Raw genomic sequence first — 19,413 nt, 5'->3', positions numbered from 1 at the left:
TCTTCGCCACTCCGCTCGGTGCTCTCGCGTTCGGCGCCTCGATTCTGCTCGTGTCGCCGTGGTCAGCCCTGCTGGTGACCGCGGGAGTCTGCGCGGGCTACATCGCCGTCGTCGTCCTCACGCTGCCGTTCGGCAAGCGGGTCCTCGGCGACGCGCGCCGGGCCGTCGCCGAAGTACGCGGACGGTCGGCATGACGCGCGCCGACGGGCGAGCACCCGCAGCATGCCGAGGCCGACTACCGCGCCGAGAGTGTTCAGCACGACGTCCTGCACCGTCGCGACGCGCGAGGCCAGGAAGAGGAGCTGGTTCAGCTCGATCGCTGCCGACGTCGTGGTCGCCAGGGCGACCACGACCCACGCCCGGCGGACCAGCAGGCCCACCAGGACACCGAACGGCACGAACATGACGACATTCGCGACGGCCTCGAGGACTGGATACGTCAGTGGGACGCCGTGCTCGACGAGCCAGGCCAGCACGCCGCGTACGACGGCGAATGTGGCATCCGATGCCGGCTCTGGGGACAGTGTGATCCGGGCGACGACCGCGAGGTAGGCGGCGAGCGCGACGCTCGCGCTGACGCGCTGTCGCCGGGTTCTCGCCACAGGAGACAGGGTAGTTGACGGTAAAACGCAGGCGTTTCGCGTTGTTAGAGTTTCATGGCACGCATTTCTCAGGGGGATTCTTAGATGACGGCTACCGATCAGTCGGTCGCGCCGGCACGACGTGCGAACCGCGACATCCGGATCGACACGCTGCGCGGCGTCGCATGCCTTCTGCTCGTCTCCATGCACGTCATCGGTCACAACAGCACGGCCGGCATCCGCGTGGACGACGACTCCGCCTACCGCTGGTTCGCCGATTCGTTCATGTACCTGCGGATGCCCCTGTTCAGCGTGCTGGCCGGGTTCGTGTACGGGTGGCGCCCTCTGCGCGCCCGCAGCGCCTACCGCGGGTTCATGGGGAAGAAGGCACGACGCCTGCTGATCCCGTACCTCGTGTTCGTCCCACTCATCGGGCTGGCGCAGAGCATCGTCCCGGACGCAAACAACCCCACCCAGCTGGCCCCGTGGGAGTGGCTGGTCTACTCCCTCAGCCCTTACTGGTTCCTGATCGCCACATTCTGGGTGTTCGCCGTCATCGCGTGGGTGGACACACGCGGGTGGCTGGACGACCTGCGGGTCGTTATCACCGCGATCGTCGTCGTCGGCCTCGTCGACGTCGTCGTTCCTGCCCAGGACCGCTCCTACGAGTTCCTCAGCCTGCGGTCCGCGCTCTTCCTGTCCACCTTCTTCCTGACAGGCCTAGCCGCGGCCCGGTTCAACTGGTCACGTGCGCGCGCGCGGTGGAAGTGGCTCGTCGGTATCGCCGCACTAATGCTCTTCGGGCTGACACAGTTGGGTCTGTTCGGTGTCATCCCTCGCGTCCACAACAGGAACGAGATCATCGGCACGGCGCTTGGTGTCCTCGGCTGCCTCGCCCTCCTGTCTCTCAACATGCGCAGCAGCCTGCTGGCCCGCATCGGTGCCTACTCGGCCGGCATCTTCCTCGTCCACTCCTTCGTCATCGCGGGGGTGCGCGCGGTGCTGCGACGGTCGGGTGTCGAGTCCATCGAAGTGCTCTTCGCCGCGGGCCTGATGTTCGGCATCGTCGGATCCATCGCGATCATCATGGTTCTCAGGAAGGTGGCGCCCGGCCGTCTGATCCTGGGTGAAAGTGCCAGACGGCCAGCCCGGGAGGCTGTTCGCGCTCTGTAGGCTCGCCACGACGAACGACCGAGCGATCGCCTCAGGTCCGTACCACCCCCACTGGAGATCCCGTGCGCCTGTCTGTCATCGGTTGTGGCTACCTCGGTGCCGTCCACGCGGCGAGCATGGCCCACCTCGGCCACGAGGTAATCGGGATCGATGTCGACCGCCGCAAGATTGAGGCGTTGCGCGCCGGGCGGGCACCGTTCTACGAGCCAGGGCTGCCCGAGCTGCTCACCGAGGTCGGCGCCACGGGCCGATTGACGTTCAGCGACGACATGGCGGACGCCGCCGGTGCGGACGTTCACTTCATCTGCGTGGGCACCCCGCAGGTGCACGGGGAGTTCCGCGCCGATCTCACGTACGTGAACTCCGCGGTGGCGTCGCTGCGGCCGTACCTGCGGTCCGGGGACGTCGTGGCGGGCAAGTCCACCGTTCCCGTCGGGACGGCAGAAGCCATCGCCGAGGCGCTGCGCGACACCGGTGCGGTGGTCGCGTGGAACCCTGAGTTCCTGCGCGAGGGGTTCGCGGTCGCGGACACACTGCACCCGGACCGCCTCGTTTACGGTCTGCCGACGGACGGCGACGGCGAGCCGACCGCCGAGGGCAGCAAGGCTCGCGCGGTGCTTGACGAGGTCTACGCGACACCGCTGTCCGAGGACATCCCGCTGGTCGTCACCGACTACGCGACAGCCCAGCTGGTGAAGGTCGCGGCCAACTCGTTCCTCGCCACGAAGATCTCGTTCATCAACGCGATGGCCGAGCTCTGCGAAGCGACGGGTGCGGACGTGACGCGGCTAGCGGACGCCATCGGATACGACGCTCGCATCGGTCGGCGGTTCCTCAACGCGGGACTGGGCTTCGGCGGCGGGTGTCTACCCAAGGACATCCGGGCGTTCATGGCGCGCGCCGGTGAGCTTGGTGTGAGCGACGCCTTGTCGTTCCTGCGCGAGGTTGACTCGATCAACATGCGGCGGCGCGTTCGCATGGTGGACTTGGCACGCGAGGTGTGCGACGGATCCATCGTCGGCAAGCGCATCGCGGTGCTCGGGGCGGCGTTCAAGCCGGACTCCGACGACGTGCGGGATTCCCCGGCGCTCTCGGTGGCGGCACAGATGCAGCTGCAGGGCGCGCACGTCACCGTGACGGACCCGCAGGCGGTCGACAACGCCCGCGCCAAGTGGCCGGACCTACGGTTCGCGGCCACGGCCCTCGAAGCCGCGCAGGACGCTGATGTGGTCCTGCTGGCCACGGAGTGGTCGGAGTATCGCGAGCTGGAGCCCGACGCCCTTGCGGGGGTCGTGGCGCACACGCGGATCCTCGATGGTCGCAACGTCCTCGAGCCGGCCCGGTGGCGGGCGGCCGGCTGGACTTACCGGGCGCTGGGTCGTCCCTGATCGTGCCGCGTGGAGCCCGCCTCGGGTGGTGGCTGCTCGGTGCCGGTCTTGTCATCGGGGCCGTGGCGGTGTTCCTGGTGGTGCGGCCGGCGGGCGAGGTCGAGCACGCGTGGTCGCCCGACGGTGTCGCCGCAGAGGAGTACGCGGCCGCTCTGGTCGACGCGACGAACGCCGCCCGGTCGGAGGAAGGCCTCGCCCCGCTCACCGTGTCGGACTGCGCCACGGCCGAGGCGCTCGCGCGGGCGACCGCGCTCGCCGGTGGCAAGGACCTCGAACACGAATCCCTGAGCCCTGTTATCGAGGCGTGCCCGCCGTCGTCATCGGCTGCGGAGAACCTCGCGCGCGCCGCGGCACCCCCGCTGGACGTGGTGGACGCGTGGCTCGGATCCGCGGGCCACCGGGCCAACCTGCTCGACCCGTCGGTGCGGGAGGTCGGCATCGGGTGCCTGGTCGACGAGGACGAGATGCTCTGCTCCCAGGTGTTCCTCGGCGAGTGACGAATCAGGCAACAGGCGAGCCGGAGATCTCGGACGCGGTGCGCCCGCGCCGGCTCCGCGCCCGCCGGACGGCGGCGACCAGACCGAGGCCGACGGCCGCGCCGACCGTGTTGGCGAGCACGTCCCAGCCCGACGCGGTACGGTGCGGCAGCGCGACCGCCTGGACCAGTTCGACCGTGATCGACAGCGCGGCCGAGACGGCCAGCACCGCCCACCAGCGTCGTGGGCCGAGGACCACGACCCCGAGCGCGCCGAGTGGCACGAACAGCGCGATGTTGGCGAGGAACTCCATCAGCCCGTAGTCGACTTGGGACGGGACGCCGCGTTCGTGGAGCGCGGCGATTGCGTGGTATGTCACGCCACCGGACACGCGCTGCAGCGGCCACGGGCTCAGCACGATCACGAGGGCCGCCACGCAGCACACGGCGAGCAGGGCAACGACCCAGCGACGTAGCTGCCTCCTCATGCGCTCCACGGTACGTTGCCGGGTCGCGCGGGATGGTCGATCGTCGGCAAGTCATTACGCAAAGTAATGATGTAGAGTAAATACATGCCCTCCTCCCGTGACCTCGCCGGCGAGCTCCGCATCGCCATCGGCCGGGCCTCACGACGGATCCGGGCGGAGCGGGGCGAGGCCGGCCTGACGGACCCGCAGTTCGTGGTGCTCGCCTGGCTCACCAAGGAGGGCCCGCTGACGCCGGGCCAGCTGGCCGAGCGGGAACGGATCCAGCCGCCGTCGATGACCCGCACGGTCAACGGCCTGCTGGAGCTGGGGCTGGTCGCCAAGGCGGAGCACCCGACCGACGGCCGCCAGGTGGTCGTGAGCCTCACGGATGCCGGCGCGGAAGAGGTGACGGAGACCCGCCGCCGACGCGACGCGTGGCTGGCGGAGCGCCTCACCCAGATGACCAAGGACGAGCGCACGCTGCTCGTCGACGCCGCCGAGCTCCTGCGGAGGATCGCCGCTTCATGAGTCCCACGTTCTCCTCGCTGAAGTTCCGGAACTACCGGCTGTGGTTCGCCGGGGCGCTGGTGGCGAACGTGGGCACCTGGATGCAGCGCGTCGCCCAGGACTGGCTGGTCCTGACCGAGCTGACCGACGAGTCGGGGGTGGCGGTCGGCATCACGACGGCCCTGCAGTTCGCGCCGGTGCTGCTGCTGTCGCCGTACGCGGGTCTGCTGGCGGACCGGGTGGACCGGCGCAAGCTGCTGATCGCGACGCAGGTGGGTCAGGGGGTGCTCGCGGCCGGGCTGGGTGTCCTGGTGCTGAGCGGGCACGCGCAGCTGTGGCAGGTGTACCTGTTCGCGCTGGTCCTCGGGTGCGTCACCGCGATCGACGGGCCGGTGCGGCAGACGTTCGTGGCGGAGCTGGTGCCGCAGAGCAAGCTGTCGAACGCGGTGGGCCTGAACAGCGCGTCGTTCAATGCTGCCCGGCTCATCGGGCCGGGCGTCGCGGGTCTGCTGATCGCCGCGGTCGGCACCGGGTGGGTGTTCCTCATCAACGCGGTGACGTTCGCGGCGACGATCTTCTCGCTCACGCGGATGCGGAAGTCCGAGCTGAGCCCGATGCCGACGACGCCGCGTGCCAAGGGGCAGCTGCGCGAGGGCATCGCCTACGTGCGCCGGCGCAGCGACATCCTGGTGATCATGGTCGTCGTCGGTGTGGTGTCGACGTTCGGCCTGAACTTCCAGCTGACCAGCGCCATGATGGCGCGCAGCGAGTTCGGCATGGGTGCGGGGGAGTACGGGATCCTCGGCTCGGTGCTGGCCATCGGTTCCCTGACGGGGGCGCTGCTGGCGGCCCGGCGGGAGCGGCCCCGGGTGCGACTGGTCATCGGCGCCGCGTTCGCGTTCGGCGTCGCGACGGGCGTGATGGCCCTCATGCCGACGTACCTGACGTTCGCGATCGCCTGCATCCCCGTCGGGCTGGCCTCGCTGACGATGATGACGGCCGCCAACGCCACCATCCAGCTGAGCACCGACCCCGCCGTACGGGGGCGGGTGATGGCGTTGTACATGATGGTGTTCCTCGGCGCGACGCCCATCGGGTCGCCGATCGTCGGCTGGATCGGCGAGACGTTCGGGGCGCGCTGGGCCATCGGCGTCGGGTCGATCTCCGCGCTGCTCGTCGCGACGGGCGCGGCGCTGTGGGCGTGGAAGAAGTGGGACGTCACGGTGCGGTACCACGTGCGCTCGCGGCCCCACCTCGAGGTGCTGTACCCGGCGCCGCACGAGGAGCGCGCGCAGACGGCCGCCCGGCTGGGTGCGCAGGAGGCGGCGGACCGCCAGACCGCGGCCTGACGGCCGACCGGGTGGATGCCCGGGTGAATTGCCTCGTGGTGGTGCCGTCCGGGATGTCCGGGATGTCACGCTCTGGGGGTGAGCGCCTCCGTCGACGACCCCCGTGCGCCCGAGGTCAGTTCGCCCGACGACGACCCGGCGCCCGCCCAGCGGTCACCCCGCCGTGTCACCGCGCGACGCGTCGCGTTCGGCCTGCTGGCCGTCCTGGTCCTGGTGCTGGTCGCCGCCGGGTGGCTGGCCTTCCGCGGGTACCAGGCGGGGACCGCGCTGCTGTCCGCGAAGGACTCGGTGGAGGAGCTGCAGGCCGACGTCGCCGCGGGGGACACCGACCAGCTCGAGGCGCGCGTCCCGGACCTGCGGGCGGACCTCTCGACGGCGCGCACCGCGACCGCGGACCCGCTCTGGCGGGTCGCGGAGCACCTGCCGTGGGCGGGACCGAGCCTCGAGGCGGTCCGCGTGGTCACGGTGTCCCTCGACGACGTCGTGCGCGACGCGCTGCCGGCGCTCCAGCAGGTCGACGACGTCCTGGCGTCGCGCCAGGCACCGGGTGCCGACGGTCGCATCGACCTGGCGCCGCTGCTCGCGGCGGCACCGGACATCGTCTCGGCCGCGGAGGGCGCGCACCGGGCGCAGGCAGCGGTGGCCGCGATCGACACCGGGGCCCTGGTCCCGCAGCTGGTCGGCCCCGTCGAGCAGCTGCAGGACGGGATGGCCCAGGTCGCCGGCGCCCTCGACGCCGGCGCCCAGGTGGCCACGCTGCTGCCGCCGATGCTCGGCGCCGACGGCCCGCGGACGTACCTGCTGGTCTCCCTGAACTCCGCGGAGCTGCGCAGCGCCGGGGGGATCGTCGGCGCGTTCGCGGTGCTGCACGCGGAGGACGGGGGCATCTCGCTGACGGACCAGCGCTCGACCATCGACCTGAAGGGCATCGACGCCCCGATCCTGCCGCTCACGGACGAGGAGCTGGCCCTCGACACCGACCGGCTGGGTCGCTGGGTGCAGGACGCGGTGATCACCCCCGACTTCCCGCGCAGCGCGCAGCTGCTCGCGGCCCGCTGGGCGCAGGACATGGGGCAGACGGTCGACGGCGTGATCGCCGCCGACCCGGTGGGCGCCCGGTACGTGCTGGACGCCACGGGTCCGGTGACGGGGCCGGGCGGCGCCACGATCACGGCCGACGACCTGCTCCAGGTCCTGCTGCGCGACGCCTACCGCGACATCGCCGACCCCGCGGCCGCGGACGCGTTCTACGCGGGTGTGGCGGTCTCCATCTTCCGCGCGGTCGGCGCGGGGCAGGGGGACCAGCAGGACCTCGTCACCGCGCTCGCCCGGGCCGGGAGCGAGGGCCGGATCCGGCTCTGGTCCGCGCACCCCGACGAGCAGGCCACGCTCGTGGGCACGACGATCGGCGCGGCGTTCCTCTCCGGTGACGTCCCCGACGCCGTCGGGGTGTTCCTCAACGACGGGACCGCGGGCAAGCTCGGCTACTACCTGACGACGAGCGTGACGGTCGAGGACCTGCGGTGCAGCGGCCCCGACCCGTCGGCGACCGTCCGCCTCGACCTGTCCTACGACCCGCCCGACGACCTGTCTCCGCTGCCGGTCTACGTGACCGGCACGGCGGGCCTGCCCGTCGGCGTGCTGTCGACCAACATCACCGTGTACGCACCGGTCGGGTCCCCGCTGCAGGACCTGCGTCTCGACGACGGGTACGTCGGGGGGACGCTCGCGACGACGGCCGGCCGCGAGGTGGAGGTGGTGACCTCGCGCCTGGAGCCCGGCGCCTCGGAGACCTACCGCGTCGCGGTTCCCGTGCGGGACGGGGCGGTCACCGTCTGGACCACCCCCACGCTCACGAGCCCCGGATTCGTCACGGCCTCCTGCTGAGGCAAACGGGTGAAACGGACAGATCAGACGAAATCACCCGTCCGTTCGCACGGATCCGGTCGCTCGCCGGGGAACAATGGGCGAAATGTCCAATTCCTAGACGAGGCGATCCCATCATGGCCAGACTCCTCCGCGGCGCCGTCGTCGCGTTCATCGCGGTTCTCGTGGGCCTCGGTGGCGCACTGCCCTCCCAGGCCCTCGTCGCACCGACGCCCAGCCCCTCCGACGACACGACGTCGTGCATCGTGCCCGACGGCTACCCGGTGCCGCCGTCGTGCACGCTGAACGTGCAGATCCTCACGCCGATCTGCGACAACGAGGTGCCGAAGCTCCAGTACAAGGTCGTCGCCCAGGGCACGCCGAACACGACGGTCACCGTCACGTTCATCAACCCGACCGGGCCGGACGTCGTGTACGCCGACCTCCCGCTCCAGGGCACCGTCAACTGGCCGGGCGCGGTCCAGGACTCGACCGGTCGTGGCATCGACTGGCCGGGCTGGACGCAGCTGGCCGACGGCTCCTGGGTCGAGGGCGACGAGTTCGACTGGGTCCGCCCCAGCGTCGACGTGAACTTCCAGGTCAACCCGGAGGACACCGTCACCGTCGGCTACCCGCCGTCGAGCCCCAACTGCAACACGAACCCCCCGGGCAAGCAGGTCCTGGCCAGCCAGGTCCTCTCGTCCAACCCGACCTCGGCCGTGCTCTCTGCGACCGGTTCTGACGTCGGCCCGCTGGCTGCCGTCGGCGCCGGGCTCCTCGTCGTCGGCGCTCTGACCGTCGCGCTGGTGGCGGTCGCCCGCCGCCGTCGCACGGCCTCCTGAGCGACCGCTCCGACGACAGACGCCCGCCTCCCGTGCTGACCACGGGGGGCGGGCGTCCGTCATGTCCGGGGCCGGCGCGGCTCTCAGGCCAGCTGGTCCACCACGTGGTCGATGCAGGCGGTGAGCGCGAGGACGTCGTCCGGCTCGACCGCGGGGTACATGGCGACCCGGAGCTGGTTGCGGCCGAGCTTGCGGTAGGGCTCCACGTCGACGACCCCGTGGGCGCGCAGCACGCGGGTGACGGTGGCCGCCTCGATCTCCGGGTCGAGGTCGATGGTGCCGACGACGTCCGAGCGCAGCGCCGGGTCCGTGACGAACGGCGTCGCCCAGTCCCGCGACTCCGCCCAGCCGTACAGGTGGCCCGCCGACGTCGCGGTGCGCTGCGCGGCCCAGGGCAGCCCGCCGTTGCCGAGGATCCAGTCCACCTGCTCGGCCAGCAGGAACAGGGTCGCGATGGCCGGCGTGTTCAGCGTCTGGTCCAGCCGTGAGTTGGTCAGGGCCGTCGTGAACGACAGCGACTCCGGGACCCAGCGCCCGCTCGACTCGACCCGGGCAGCGCGCTCGACGGCCGCGGGGGAGACGGCGGCGAGCCAGAGGCCGCCGTCGGACGCGAACGACTTCTGCGGCGCGAAGTAGTAGACGTCGGTCTGCGCGACGTCGACGGCGAGCCCGCCGGCGCCCGACGTGCCGTCGACGAGCACCAGCGCGCCCTGCTCGCGTGAACCGGCGACGCGGCGGACGGGTGCGACCACGCCGGTCGACGTCTCGTTGTGCGGCCAGGCGTACGTGTCGACGCCGTCCGCGAGGCCCGGCACCGCCACGCCGCCGGGTGCTGCGGAGGTGATGACGGGCTCGCCGACGAACGGCGCCCGCGTCGCGGCGGCGGCGAACTTGGCGCCGAACTCGCCGAACGTGCCGAAGGCCGCCCGGTCCTCGACCAGGCAGAGCGTCGCGACGTCCCAGAAGAGGGTCGAGCCGCCGTTGCCCAGGACGATCTCGTACCCGTCGGGCAGCCCGAGCAGCGTGGCCAGGCCGGTGCGCACCCGGCCGACGAGGCCGCGGACCGGCGCCTGCCGGTGCGACGTGCCCAGCAGCGCGGCGGCGGGGCCGGCCAGGGCGTCGACCTGGGCCCGCCGGATCTTGGAGGGACCGGAGCCGAACCGGCCGTCCGCGGGCAGCAGGTGCGCGGGGATCGTGATCTCGTGAGCAGCGGGCACGAGGCCGAGGATAGGCGGTGCGGGGCCACCGCTGTCCGTGCGACCAACTAACCTGTGCACAGCGTGGCGGCCCGCCCCTCGAGCGGGTGCCGCGCGACGATGACGCGACGCGGGAGGCCAAGCAGTGAGCGACCTGATCGACACGACGGAGATGTACCTCAAGACGATCTACGAGCTCACCGAGGAAGGCATCACCCCCCTGCGCGCCCGGATCGCGGAGCGGCTCGGGCACTCAGGCCCCACGGTGTCCCAGACGGTCGCCCGCATGGAGCGCAACGGTCTGGTCGTCGTCACCGGCGACCGCCACCTCGAGCTCACCGCGGTCGGCGAGGGCAAGGCCGTGCGTGTCATGCGCAAGCACCGGCTGGCCGAGCGCCTGCTCACCGACGTCATCGGCCTCGAGTGGCCGTACGTGCACGAGGAGGCCTGCCGCTGGGAGCACGTCATGAGCGAGCGGGTGGAGAAGCGCCTGGCGTCGCTGCTGGACCACCCGCACTTCGACCCCTACGGCAACCCGATCCCCGGGCTGAGCGAGATCGGCGAGGAGACGACGCGGGAGACGTTCCTCGACGGCGTCACGTCCCTGGTCGCCTACCGCGGCGAGATCGTGGCCGACGGCTCCGAGCGCGCCGTGGTCGCCCGGATCGCGGAGCCCCTGCAGGTGGACGTCGAGCTGCTGACGCGGCTGGCGGAGGCGGGCGTGCTGCCCCACCAGGAGATCGCGATCGAGCGCAGCCTCGGCACGGTGACGGTCTCGCGACCGGGCTCCGAGTCGCTGCTGGACCTGCCGGACGACGTGGCCCGGCACATCTTCGTCGGCACGCGCTAGGCCCGCAGGAGCCTGCCACGAGCCTGGCAGGAGCCCGTCTGTGAGCCGCCTGGGAGCGCCCTGAGCCGTCGGCCGTGATCTTTGCCATGACCGGCTCAGGCCGCCTGTGCGCGCGCTCCCACACCCATGACCGGCGTCTTTGCAGGTCACCTCGGCGATCCGTCGGAGGCTCCAGGACGGCTGTCCGACAAGAACCAAATCTCTCGTGACCAGAACGTGACAATGGCCGTGAGGGTCCTGTACGTTCGACCTGCTTCCCCGGAACCCTCCTCCAGAGAAGCCCTCGAGCGGAACGCCTAACCCTGCCGCCGCCCCGAGGTCCGCACTGACCGCCGGCAGGGGCGGGGGACCCAATTGCGGGCACCGGAAGTTCGGTGTCCTTGGGGTGAAGCCGGAGAACCGATCTCGATCGGGGACACGGCCGGGTGTTCTCCCACCCGAACCCGACAGCTGACCTCGTAGGCATCAGGAGAGGCAACGCGTGACCGTGAGCACCACTCGCGCCCGCCATCGTGCGGCGCGCCGTCCTTCGACGCCACTGACCGAGCTCGCTTCGGCCGCCTCGGACCAGATGGGAACCGTCGGACGCCGGACTGCTGTCGTCGTCGGGACGTCGGGACTTGTCGTCTCGATGCTCGGCTCGTCCGCCAGCGCAGCCACCGGTGGTGACGCCGGTGCCCTTCCTGCCGTGGACACCGCCGCGCTGACCGCGTCGGCGCGCGCCGTCCTCAACACCTCCCCGGTCGTGACCGCTCCGGTCGACGCCGCGTGGACCTTCGACGCTCCCGTCGTCACGGCGGAGACGCCCCCGCCCCCGCCGCCGCCCGTTCGCGCGGCCACCACGTCGCGCAGCGCGGCACGCGCCGCCGTCGCCACCGCGGCCCCCGCCGAGGCGACCAGCGCCGCGGTACCGCAGTCGGTTGCCGGCAACGCGGTCCTGGAGATCGCCGCCCGCTACGTCGGCACGCCGTACGTGTCCGGTGGCTCCTCGCCCGACGGCTTCGACTGCTCGGGCTTCGTCTCCTACGTCTACGCGCAGCTCGGCATCGACCTGCCGCGCACGTCGAGCGGGATCAAGGCCGCGGGCACCGTCGTCTCGCGGGCGGACGCCCAGCCTGGAGACCTCATCTGGAGCCCCGGCCACATCTCGATCTACGCCGGTGGCAACGAGCAGATCGACTCGCCCCGCCCGGGCAAGACGGTCCAGTTCCGCGCGATCTGGCAGAGCTCTCCCGTCTTCATCCGGATCGGCTGACCCCAGCCCTCCGACCACGAGGCCTCGACGACACCAGTCGTCGGGGCCTCGTCGCATCCCGGCACCGCGTGCGGCCTCTGCAGGGGGCGGCGCGTACTCTGGCCGTGCACCACGCTGTTGCTTCGCTTCGCCGGGCCGGCAGCCAGCCGGTCCGACCCCCGAGGTCGGGAGAACGCCGTGCTCATGAATGCGTCGAAGCTGTCCACCGAGGCCGTCGGTGGGGCAGTGCCCGAGGTCGGCTCACCAGGGCTGATCGCGTCCGGAGCACGCACCCTGCTGCTCAACGCCAGCATGGAGCCCCTGTGCATCGTGAGCCTGCGGCGTGCCGTGGTGCTCGTGATGACCGGCAAGGCGACCGTGCTCGAGACCGACGGCCGCGTGCTGCACTCCGAGCACGTCGCCGTGCCCCTGCCGGTCGTCCTGTGCCTCACGCGCTACGTCCACGTCCCCGTGCGGCGGCCGGTGCCCCCCACGCGGCGCACCGTCCTGCAGCGGGACGACCACCGGTGCGCGTACTGCGGGGGCGGGGCGGACACGGTCGACCACGTCCACCCGCGGTCGCGCGGGGGGCGGCACGAGTGGACCAACGTCGTCGCGGCCTGCGTGCGGTGCAACCACCGCAAGGCGGACCGGCTGCTGCACGAGATCGGCTGGGAGCTCGCGTTCGTCCCCCGGGCGCCGCGGTGGTCGGTGGCGTTCGGGACCACGTCGGTGCGCTCCGAGCCGTTGTGGTCCCAGTACGTGGTTGCCTGAGTCTCGCTTTCGTCAAGCGTCCACCAACGTATGGCATCATTCCGGGAACTCGAGGGCGCATCTGCGCTCCAGAGGAGGACACTGGGACGAGCGCACGGCGGGCTCGGTACGAGCACGGAGGCTCCGGATGACGCGTGACGATGTGGTCCTCGTCGGGGTGGACGGGTCAGCGGCGAGCCTGCACGCGCTCGACTGGGCCGCGGCTCAGGCGCGTACCCACGGGTGGGCGGTCCGGCTCGTCTGCAGCTACTCGCTGCCGTCGTTCACGGCAGCCTCGCTCGACGGCGGGTACGCCGCGCTGGACGACACGGCGATCCAGGAGGGCGCCAAGGCCGTGCTCGCCGAGGCGACGCAGCGGGTGTCCTCGATGGGCGTCCCGGTCAGTGCCAAGGTGCTGACCGGCGACGCCGCGGGGGTCCTCGTCGAGATGTCGCACACCGTCCGGCTCGCGGTCGTCGGGACGCGGGGGCGCGGCGGGTTCGCGGACCGGCTGCTCGGGACGGTGTCGTCGGCCCTGCCGGCGCACGCGTACTGCCCGACGGTCGTCGTCCCCCTGCGGGAGGCCGGCAAGACGCTGCCTGACGACGCGCCGATCCCCGCCCCGCGCCCGGTGAAGCGGATCGTCGTGGGGGTCGACGGCTCCCCGCAGGCAGAGCACGCGCTGCGCTACGCGATCGGTGAGGCGCAGGCCTGGGGTGCGGAGCTGACCACGGTCGCGGGCGTCCCTGTGGGCTCGATGTCCGGCGTCCTCGCGTGGTTGCCGGCGGCCGTCGACCACGAGCAGGTGCTGCGGGACGTCACCGAGGGCCTGAACGTCGTCGTGGACCGCGCGCTGGCGGACGTGCCGGACCTGACCGTGCGGCGCATCGCGCTCGACGGGACGGGCGCGGAGCTGCTCACCGAGTTCTCCGTCGCGACCGACCTGATCGTCGTCGGGTCCCGCGGCCGGGGCGGCTTCGCGGGACTGCTGCTGGGCTCCACGAGCCAGGCGGTCCTGCACCACTCCGACTGCCCGGTCATGGTGGTCACCAACCGGTGCGCGACCGCGGAGAGCATCGCCGGCTGAGCGCTCAGCCCTCCGGAGCCGGCGGGACGTCCGGGCGGCGGACCAGGGCCGAGAGCACCACGGTCGAGCGGGTGCGGGCGACGAACGGCTCCGCGGCGAGCCGCTCGACCACCCGTTCCAGGTGCCGCATGTCCCGCGCACGCACCTGCACCATGAGGTCGACGTCCCCGGTCACGGTGCTCGCCGCCACGACCTCGGGATAGTGCTCGACCGCCGAGCGCATCGTGGCGGGGCTGGTGGAGCCCTGGCAGAACAGCTCGACGAAGGCCTCGGTCTGCCAGCCCATCGCGGCCGGGTCGAGCCGGACGGTGAACCCGCGGATGACCCCGCGCTCCCGGAGGCGGTCGACCCGACGCTTCACGGCCGGCGCGGAGAGCGACACGTGCTCCCCGACCTGGGCGAACGTCGCCCGGGCATCGAGCGCGAGCACGCGCAGGATCGCGGTGTCGAGGGCGTCGAGCCCGGAGTCGTCGGTCACGTCCCTCATCATCGCGGACCGTCGGGGCGCGACGCGCCCGACATGCCTCCCGATTGGTGTGGTCATCGAAACGATGACAATGTGCACGCACTAGGCCGAAAGGGTGATTCAACAAAAGCGGCAACTTGCCTCAAGGCGGACGCCGCGCGTGCCGACATCAGGGGAGGCCCCAGGAAGCGGGGTCTGATGAGGGGGAGGCGACGTGGTCAAGGAGACCGAGAAGCGGCTTGATGTTGTCCCGAGCCAACGGCCGTCGGTGATCAGTGCACCGACACCGGTGATCGCGGACCCACCGGCAGTCGCCGACGTCCCACAGCCACACTCGCCACCGTCGCCGCTCGTCGAGCCGCAGCCTGCGCCCGCCCCCGTCGCAGCTCGACCGGGTGGCGCCCGTCGCGCGGTCTGGGTGGGGCTGGCCGCCGGGGTCGTGCTCGCCGTCGCGGCCGGTGGAGGCGTCTACACCGCCGACCAGCGTGCCCAGCGGGCCGAGGCCGAGGCGCTCGCCGCCGGGCTGCGCGTGGACGAGCACCTGCTCGCCGCGTCGCAGGACGCCGCCGCCGAGCGCAGCACCGACGTCGCCGTCGCCCAGGCGGCGTACCTGAGCACCCGCACCGACGCGGCGACCGCGGCACAGGCCGCCGTCGACCGCGCGAACGCCACCCTCGCTGCCGTCCCGAACGCGGGCGACGCGCCCCGGGCAGCCCTCGCCGGCGCGTCCGGTGCGGTGGGCACCGCGCTGGCGGCCCCCGGTGTCAGCGCCCGGTCGTTGCGCACGCTCACGACTGGCGTCGCCGGGCCCGAGCAGGCCGCGATCGACGCGCAGGCCGCGTGGCAGGCAGCCGAGGACGCGCGGATCGCCGCCGAGCAGGCCGCCGCCGCGCAGGCCGCTGCTGCCGCTGCTGCTGCTGCCAAGCGCTCCTCCGGGAGCGCCCCGAGCCGGACCACCGCCCGGCCCGCCTCGCCCAGCTCGTCCGGTGGTGGCGCGCCCGCCCCGTCGACCGGTGGCGGGGTCCCGGCCGGCGGGAAGGTCTGCAGCGGGTCCGGGGGATCCGGCGCGGGGGAGTCGAGCATCTCCGCGATCGGGTCGGCGATCAACGCCTACCGGTCGTCGCTCGGGCTCCCCGAGCTGTCCGTCTCGCGCAGCGGGGGCCTGGTGTCGCACGCGATCGACATGGCCAACTCCGGCGGCATCTGGCACTCCGGTGGGGACAACATCGTGGCCTGCGTGAGCAACGGCTCGGCGTCCTCGATGGTGTCCGCGTGGTCGCAGTCCGCCGGGCACGACGCCCAGATGCGCCGCACCGACGTGTCCAGCATGTCCGTCGGCGGCGCGAGCCTGAACGGCTGGCTGTTCGGCGCCGTCCGCTTCAGCTGACACCACCCCGACGTCCGCATTCGAGGAGGCTCAGGCCCTCACGAGTGCGGACGTCGTGGCGTGTGACGGCGCTGCGTCCGCGCTCGTGCAGGGTCCAGCCCGCAGGAGTGCGGACGTTCGCGTGCCGGTGGTCAGCGGAGGGCGGCCGTGAGGTGATCCGTCGCCAGGTCGAGGTCCTCGACGCTGATGGTCAGCGGCGGAGCAAGGCGGATGGTGCTGCCGTGGGTGTCCTTGGCCAGCACGCCGCGGGCCAGGAGGCGTTCGCAGAGCTGGCGGCCGGTGACCGGCGGCGTGACGTCCAGGCCGGCCCACAGGCCCACGCGTCGCGACGAGGCGAGCAGGCCCTCGTCGACGAGGGCGTCGAGGCGCGTACCCCAGTGCAGGCCGAGCGTCGTGGCGCGGGCCTGCAGCTCACCGGTCTCCAGGAGGCCGACGACCGCGAGACCCACCGCGCACGCGAGCGGGTTGCCGCCGAACGTCGAGCCGTGGGTGCCTGCGGTGAGCACGCCGAGGACGTCGGCACGCCCGACGACGGCCGACACGGGCAGGACGCCGCCGCCGAGGGCCTTGCCGAGGGTGACCAGGTCGGGCTTCACGCCCCAGAGCTCGGACGCGAGCGTCGTGCCGGTGCGGCCCAGACCCGACTGGATCTCGTCGGCGACGAGCAGCACGTCGTGCGTGCTGCAGAGCGCGCGGAGGCCGGGCAGGTAGTCGTCGGGCGGGATGACGACGCCCTGCTCGCCCTGGACCGGCTCGACCAGCACGGCCACGGTCGTCTCGTCCATGGCGTCACGCACCGCGTCGACCGAGCCGTACGGCACCACGCGGAAGCCCGGGGTGTACGGGCCGAAGCCGCGACGGGCGTCGGGGTCGGTGGAGAAGGACACGATCGTCGTGGTGCGGCCGTGGAAGTTGCCGTCGACCACGATGATCGTCGCGCGGTCGGCGGGCACGCCCTTGACGTCGTAGCCCCACTTGCGGGCGGCCTTGATCGCGGTCTCGACGGCCTCGGCACCCGTGTTCATCGGCAGCACCATGGGCGGACCGGCGACCAGGGGGCCGACGAGCGCCGCGAGCCGCTCGGCGAACGGCAGCAGCAGCTCGTGGTCGAACGCCCGCGACGTCAGGGTCAGCCGGTCGATCTGGGCGTGCGCGGCGGCCGTGAGGACCGGGTGCCGGTGGCCGAAGTTCAGCGCGGAGTACCCGGACAGCAGGTCGAGATAGCGGCGGCCCTCGTCGTCGGTGACCCACGACCCGAGGCCCTCGACCAGCGTGACCGGCAGCGGGTGGTAGTTCGGGGCCAGGGCCGACGTCCCCGCGGCCACGAGCGTCATCGCCCGGCGCCGGACGCGGGCCGGATCTCCAGCGTGCAGCACTTGGCGCCGCCGCCGCCCTTGAGCAGCTCGCTGGTGTCCACCGGGATGGGGTTGTAGCCGCGCTCGGCGATCGCCGCGGCCAGGTCCACCGCGCCGGGGGCGACGACGACGTTCAGGCCGTCGGAGACCGCGTTGAGGCCGAGGGCGACGGCGTCGCGCTCGGTGGCCTCGACCGCGTCGGGGAACAGCTGGCGCAGGACGGACCGGGAGCCGGCCGAGAACGCCGGGGGGTAGTAGGCGATCTGGGGGTCGGCCGGGTCGCTGGACAGCACGGCCAGCGCGGTGTCCAGGTGGTAGTAGTGCGGGCTGACCAGGTCGAGGGAGATCACCGGGCGGCCGAAGAGCTCCTGCAGCTCGGCGTGCGCGGCGCGGTCGGTGCGGAAGCCGGTGCCGGCCAGCACCAGGTCGCCGACGACGAGCAGGTCGCCCTCGCCCTCGTTGGTCTCGCCGGCGGTGTGCGTGACATAGCCGCGGTCGGCGAACCACTTCTGGTACGCGGGGCCCTCGGGCTGGCGCTCGGCGTAGCGGAACTTGGCGGAGTAGACGACACCGTCCAGGACCGTCGCGCCGTTGGCGGCGTAGACCATGTCCGGCAGGCCGGGGATCGGGTCGATCGTCTCGACCGTGTGGCCGAGGTCCAGGTACACGTCGCGCAGCGTGCGCCACTGGCGGACGGCCAGGTCGGCGTCGGTGTGCCTGGTCTTGTCCATCCACGGGTTGATCTCGTAGGACACCGTGTAGTGGACGGGCTCGCACATCAGGTAGCGGCGATCGGTACGTCCGGGGGCGATCAGGGTCATGAGTGCTCCTCGTGGCGTGTCGTTGCGACAAGGCTACGAGTCGGTACGGTCCGGACCGGTCAACTCAGGTTGTGCGCTGGGCCGCGATCCGTTGCGTGAATCGCGCTAAGCGTTGCGATCTGTTGCGCGAGCCTCGTTCCGCGCTTTCATCAGCGCGTATCGGACCATCCCGCCGAGGAACGGCTTGAGCACCGCCTCGGTGAGTCGGCGCGGCAGCGGGCCGGCCAGGTACACGTTCTCGCTCCAGAGCACCCGGCTCGACGACGGGCCGGCCGGCACGACGACGATGCTCGCGTGGCCCTTGAGCACGTGCCCCACCTTGGTGAACGTGGCGACCCCCGGCTCCGCGCCCACGGGCGGGTCGTAGCGGTCGACGGTCATCACGTCGGCCAGACCGGGGAAGCCCCGGCGCGCGAACGGCCCGGAGACCGCGGTGACCGTCGCGCCCGCGGCGGCCGGCCGGTCGAGGGACACCCGCGTCATCGGGATCCAGCGCTCGTGGTTGCGCAGGTCGGCGACCAGGCCCCACGCGGTGGCCGCGTCGACCGGGAAGGACCGGACCACGGCGTCGATCGGCAGACTCGTCACGCGGCCCATCGTCCGCGCGGGTAGCGTCCCTGTCCATGGAGAGCAGGCTGCTGGGTAGGACAGGTAGGTCGGTCGGGGTCGTCGGGCTGGGGTGCTGGCAGCTCGGTGCGGACTGGGGGTCGGTGTCCGACGAGGCGGCCCTCGAGGTGCTGGGCGCGGCCGTCGACTCCGGGGTGACGTTCCTGGACACCGCCGACGTCTACGGCGACGGCCGGTCCGAGAAGCTCATCGGCTCGTTCCTGGCCGCGCGCGGGCCGAACCACGGCATCACGGTGGCGACCAAGATGGGCCGCCGCGCCGACCCGCACACCGCCGAGGCCTACACGCTGTCCTGGTTCCGCGCGTGGACGGACCGGTCGCGGGAGAACCTCGACGCCGACACCCTCGACCTGGTGCAGCTGCACTGCCCGCCGTCGGAGGTGCTCCGCCGCGAGTCCACGTACGACGCGCTCGACGTGCTCGTCGACGAGGGCCGGATCGCGGCGTACGGCGTGTCCGTGGAGACCGTCGACGAGGCCCTCGAGGCGATCGTCCGGCCGAACGTCGCGACGGTGCAGATCATCCTCAACGTCTTCCGGCGCAAGCCGCTGGAGCAGGTGCTCCCGCTGGCCGCGGCCGAGGGCGTCGGGATCATCGCGCGCGTGCCGCTGGCGTCGGGGCTGCTGTCCGGCAAGTACGACGAGCACACGCAGTTCGCCGACGACGACCACCGGTCCTACAACCGGGACGGGCAGGCGTTCGACGTCGGCGAGACGTTCGCCGGCGTGCCGTTCGAGGTCGGCGTGGCGGCCGCGCGCGAGGTCGCCGACCTGACGCCCGCGGGTGCCACGACCGCGCAGCTGGCCCTGCGGTGGATCATCGACCAGCCCGGTGTGTCGGTGGTCATCCCCGGCGCCCGCTCCGCGGCCCAGGCCGTCGCGAACGCGCAGGCGGCCGCGCTGCCGCCCGTCGACGAGGAGACGCTCGACGGGCTCCGCGGGATCTACGACGGGCGGATCCGGCAGCACGTGCACGTCCGCTGGTAGCGG

At 72.3% G+C, this 19,413-nt stretch carries 20 protein-coding genes and 1 riboswitch; of the genes, 13 read left to right on the top strand and 7 right to left on the bottom strand.

Annotated elements, in window-relative coordinates; translation table 11 throughout:
- Positions 1 to 62: 62 nt before the first annotated feature.
- Positions 63 to 803, bottom strand: coding sequence for a VanZ family protein (locus CXY01_RS21420; protein ID WP_281285305.1), 741 nt, complete (start codon positions 801 to 803; stop codon positions 63 to 65).
- Between CXY01_RS21420 and CXY01_RS10010 the strand changes: the two genes are divergently transcribed.
- From CXY01_RS10010 to CXY01_RS10000, 3 genes are all read left to right on the top strand, one after another.
- Positions 687 to 1,754 carry an acyltransferase family protein gene (locus tag CXY01_RS10010; RefSeq protein WP_146927274.1) on the top strand — a complete coding sequence of 356 codons (1,068 nt, stop codon included), beginning with the start codon at positions 687 to 689 and terminating at the stop codon, positions 1,752 to 1,754. The genes CXY01_RS21420 and CXY01_RS10010 overlap by 117 nt on opposite strands.
- A 62-nt stretch (positions 1,755 to 1,816) precedes the next feature.
- Positions 1,817 to 3,142 (top strand): UDP-glucose dehydrogenase family protein, encoded by a 1,326-nt coding sequence (locus CXY01_RS10005; RefSeq protein WP_146927273.1) that lies wholly within the window; start codon positions 1,817 to 1,819, stop codon positions 3,140 to 3,142.
- Between the two features lie 62 nt (positions 3,143 to 3,204).
- Positions 3,205 to 3,639, top strand: a complete 435-nt coding sequence (locus CXY01_RS10000) for a CAP domain-containing protein (protein ID WP_186813360.1) — start codon at positions 3,205 to 3,207, stop codon at positions 3,637 to 3,639.
- Positions 3,640 to 3,643: 4 nt separating this feature from the next.
- Here CXY01_RS10000 and CXY01_RS09995 read toward each other — a convergent pair whose 3' ends face one another.
- Positions 3,644 to 4,105 (bottom strand): VanZ family protein, encoded by a 462-nt coding sequence (locus CXY01_RS09995; protein ID WP_146927271.1) that lies wholly within the window; start codon positions 4,103 to 4,105, stop codon positions 3,644 to 3,646.
- An 84-nt stretch (positions 4,106 to 4,189) separates the two neighbouring features.
- Here CXY01_RS09995 and CXY01_RS09990 point away from each other — a divergent pair, with 84 nt between their 5' ends.
- From CXY01_RS09990 to CXY01_RS09975, 4 genes are all read left to right on the top strand, one after another.
- Positions 4,190 to 4,612, top strand: coding sequence for a MarR family winged helix-turn-helix transcriptional regulator (locus CXY01_RS09990; protein ID WP_146927270.1), 423 nt, complete (start codon positions 4,190 to 4,192; stop codon positions 4,610 to 4,612).
- Positions 4,609 to 5,940, top strand: coding sequence for an MFS transporter (locus CXY01_RS09985; RefSeq protein WP_146927269.1), 1,332 nt, complete (start codon positions 4,609 to 4,611; stop codon positions 5,938 to 5,940). The genes CXY01_RS09990 and CXY01_RS09985 overlap by 4 nt, the downstream gene beginning before the upstream one ends.
- A gap of 78 nt (positions 5,941 to 6,018) precedes the next feature.
- Positions 6,019 to 7,827, top strand: a complete 1,809-nt coding sequence (locus tag CXY01_RS09980) for a DUF4012 domain-containing protein (RefSeq protein ID WP_146927268.1) — start codon at positions 6,019 to 6,021, stop codon at positions 7,825 to 7,827.
- 116 nt (positions 7,828 to 7,943) lie between these two features.
- Positions 7,944 to 8,648, top strand: coding sequence for a peptidase (locus CXY01_RS09975; protein WP_146927267.1), 705 nt, complete (start codon positions 7,944 to 7,946; stop codon positions 8,646 to 8,648).
- 83 nt (positions 8,649 to 8,731) lie between these two features.
- Here CXY01_RS09975 and serC read toward each other — a convergent pair whose 3' ends face one another.
- Positions 8,732 to 9,865 (bottom strand): phosphoserine transaminase, encoded by a 1,134-nt coding sequence (gene serC / locus CXY01_RS09970; RefSeq protein WP_146927266.1) that lies wholly within the window; start codon positions 9,863 to 9,865, stop codon positions 8,732 to 8,734.
- 124 nt (positions 9,866 to 9,989) lie between these two features.
- Between serC and CXY01_RS09965 the strand changes: the two genes are divergently transcribed.
- The 4 genes from CXY01_RS09965 (at position 9,990) to CXY01_RS09950 (ending at position 13,768) form a co-directional block, all read left to right on the top strand.
- Positions 9,990 to 10,694 carry an iron-dependent transcriptional repressor DtxR gene (locus CXY01_RS09965; protein ID WP_146927265.1) on the top strand — a complete coding sequence of 235 codons (705 nt, stop codon included), beginning with the start codon at positions 9,990 to 9,992 and terminating at the stop codon, positions 10,692 to 10,694.
- A gap of 313 nt (positions 10,695 to 11,007) precedes the next feature.
- Positions 11,008 to 11,173: riboswitch (cyclic di-AMP (ydaO/yuaA leader) on the top strand.
- Between the two features lie 2 nt (positions 11,174 to 11,175).
- The gene (locus CXY01_RS09960) at positions 11,176 to 11,949 is read left to right on the top strand and encodes a C40 family peptidase (RefSeq protein ID WP_146927264.1); all 774 of its coding nucleotides are present in this window, start codon (positions 11,176 to 11,178) and stop codon (positions 11,947 to 11,949) included.
- A 183-nt stretch (positions 11,950 to 12,132) separates the two neighbouring features.
- On the top strand, positions 12,133 to 12,702 hold the full coding sequence (locus tag CXY01_RS09955) for an HNH endonuclease (RefSeq protein ID WP_146927263.1): 570 nt from the start codon (positions 12,133 to 12,135) through the stop codon (positions 12,700 to 12,702).
- A 127-nt stretch (positions 12,703 to 12,829) separates the two neighbouring features.
- Complete coding sequence (locus CXY01_RS09950) at positions 12,830 to 13,768, top strand: universal stress protein (RefSeq protein WP_146927262.1); 939 nt, start codon at positions 12,830 to 12,832, stop codon at positions 13,766 to 13,768.
- A gap of 4 nt (positions 13,769 to 13,772) precedes the next feature.
- Here CXY01_RS09950 and CXY01_RS09945 read toward each other — a convergent pair whose 3' ends face one another.
- Complete coding sequence (locus CXY01_RS09945) at positions 13,773 to 14,255, bottom strand: Lrp/AsnC family transcriptional regulator (RefSeq protein WP_146927261.1); 483 nt, start codon at positions 14,253 to 14,255, stop codon at positions 13,773 to 13,775.
- A gap of 397 nt (positions 14,256 to 14,652) precedes the next feature.
- On the opposite strand from CXY01_RS09945, the gene CXY01_RS09940 reads away from it, so the two are divergent.
- Positions 14,653 to 15,621, top strand: a complete 969-nt coding sequence (locus CXY01_RS09940) for a CAP domain-containing protein (protein WP_186813358.1) — start codon at positions 14,653 to 14,655, stop codon at positions 15,619 to 15,621.
- A gap of 131 nt (positions 15,622 to 15,752) precedes the next feature.
- On the opposite strand, the gene rocD is transcribed toward CXY01_RS09940, so the two are convergent.
- The 3 genes from rocD to CXY01_RS09925 form a co-directional block, all read right to left on the bottom strand.
- Positions 15,753 to 16,955, bottom strand: a complete 1,203-nt coding sequence (rocD, locus tag CXY01_RS09935) for an ornithine--oxo-acid transaminase (RefSeq protein ID WP_146927259.1) — start codon at positions 16,953 to 16,955, stop codon at positions 15,753 to 15,755.
- Positions 16,952 to 17,797 (bottom strand): dimethylargininase, encoded by an 846-nt coding sequence (ddaH, locus tag CXY01_RS09930; RefSeq protein WP_146927258.1) that lies wholly within the window; start codon positions 17,795 to 17,797, stop codon positions 16,952 to 16,954. Before ddaH ends, rocD begins: the two co-directional genes overlap by 4 nt.
- Before the next feature lie 105 nt (positions 17,798 to 17,902).
- The gene (locus CXY01_RS09925; protein ID WP_186813357.1) at positions 17,903 to 18,385 is read right to left on the bottom strand and encodes an SRPBCC family protein; all 483 of its coding nucleotides are present in this window, start codon (positions 18,383 to 18,385) and stop codon (positions 17,903 to 17,905) included.
- A 35-nt stretch (positions 18,386 to 18,420) separates the two neighbouring features.
- On the opposite strand from CXY01_RS09925, the gene CXY01_RS09920 reads away from it, so the two are divergent.
- Entirely contained in the window at positions 18,421 to 19,410 is a 990-nt protein-coding gene (locus tag CXY01_RS09920; RefSeq protein WP_146927256.1) for an aldo/keto reductase, read from the top strand.
- Positions 19,411 to 19,413: the final 3 nt, after the last annotated feature.

Source organism: Cellulomonas xylanilytica (assembly GCF_007989805.1).
Lineage (GTDB): Bacteria > Actinomycetota > Actinomycetes > Actinomycetales > Cellulomonadaceae > Cellulomonas > Cellulomonas xylanilytica.
The sequence above is the reverse complement of the archived record's forward strand: the minus strand, read 5'-3'. Positions and strand labels throughout refer to the sequence as shown.

What these genes read in the sequence shown, in the direction of transcription:
- CXY01_RS09975 (WP_146927267.1), top strand. Translation starts at nt 7,944, where the DNA reads ATGGCCAGACTCCTCCGCGGCGCCGTCGTCGCGTTCATCGCGGTTCTC.
- CXY01_RS09985 (WP_146927269.1), top strand. Translation starts at nt 4,609, where the DNA reads ATGAGTCCCACGTTCTCCTCGCTGAAGTTCCGGAACTACCGGCTGTGG.
- CXY01_RS10010 (WP_146927274.1), top strand. Translation starts at nt 687, where the DNA reads ATGACGGCTACCGATCAGTCGGTCGCGCCGGCACGACGTGCGAACCGC.
- CXY01_RS09995 (WP_146927271.1), bottom strand. Translation starts at nt 4,105, where the DNA reads ATGAGGAGGCAGCTACGTCGCTGGGTCGTTGCCCTGCTCGCCGTGTGC.
- CXY01_RS09950 (WP_146927262.1), top strand. Translation starts at nt 12,830, where the DNA reads ATGACGCGTGACGATGTGGTCCTCGTCGGGGTGGACGGGTCAGCGGCG.
- CXY01_RS09945 (WP_146927261.1), bottom strand. Translation starts at nt 14,255, where the DNA reads ATGAGGGACGTGACCGACGACTCCGGGCTCGACGCCCTCGACACCGCG.
- CXY01_RS09955 (WP_146927263.1), top strand. Translation starts at nt 12,133, where the DNA reads ATGAATGCGTCGAAGCTGTCCACCGAGGCCGTCGGTGGGGCAGTGCCC.
- CXY01_RS09990 (WP_146927270.1), top strand. Translation starts at nt 4,190, where the DNA reads ATGCCCTCCTCCCGTGACCTCGCCGGCGAGCTCCGCATCGCCATCGGC.
- ddaH (WP_146927258.1), bottom strand. Translation starts at nt 17,797, where the DNA reads ATGACCCTGATCGCCCCCGGACGTACCGATCGCCGCTACCTGATGTGC.
- rocD (WP_146927259.1), bottom strand. Translation starts at nt 16,955, where the DNA reads ATGACGCTCGTGGCCGCGGGGACGTCGGCCCTGGCCCCGAACTACCAC.
- CXY01_RS09920 (WP_146927256.1), top strand. Translation starts at nt 18,421, where the DNA reads ATGGAGAGCAGGCTGCTGGGTAGGACAGGTAGGTCGGTCGGGGTCGTC.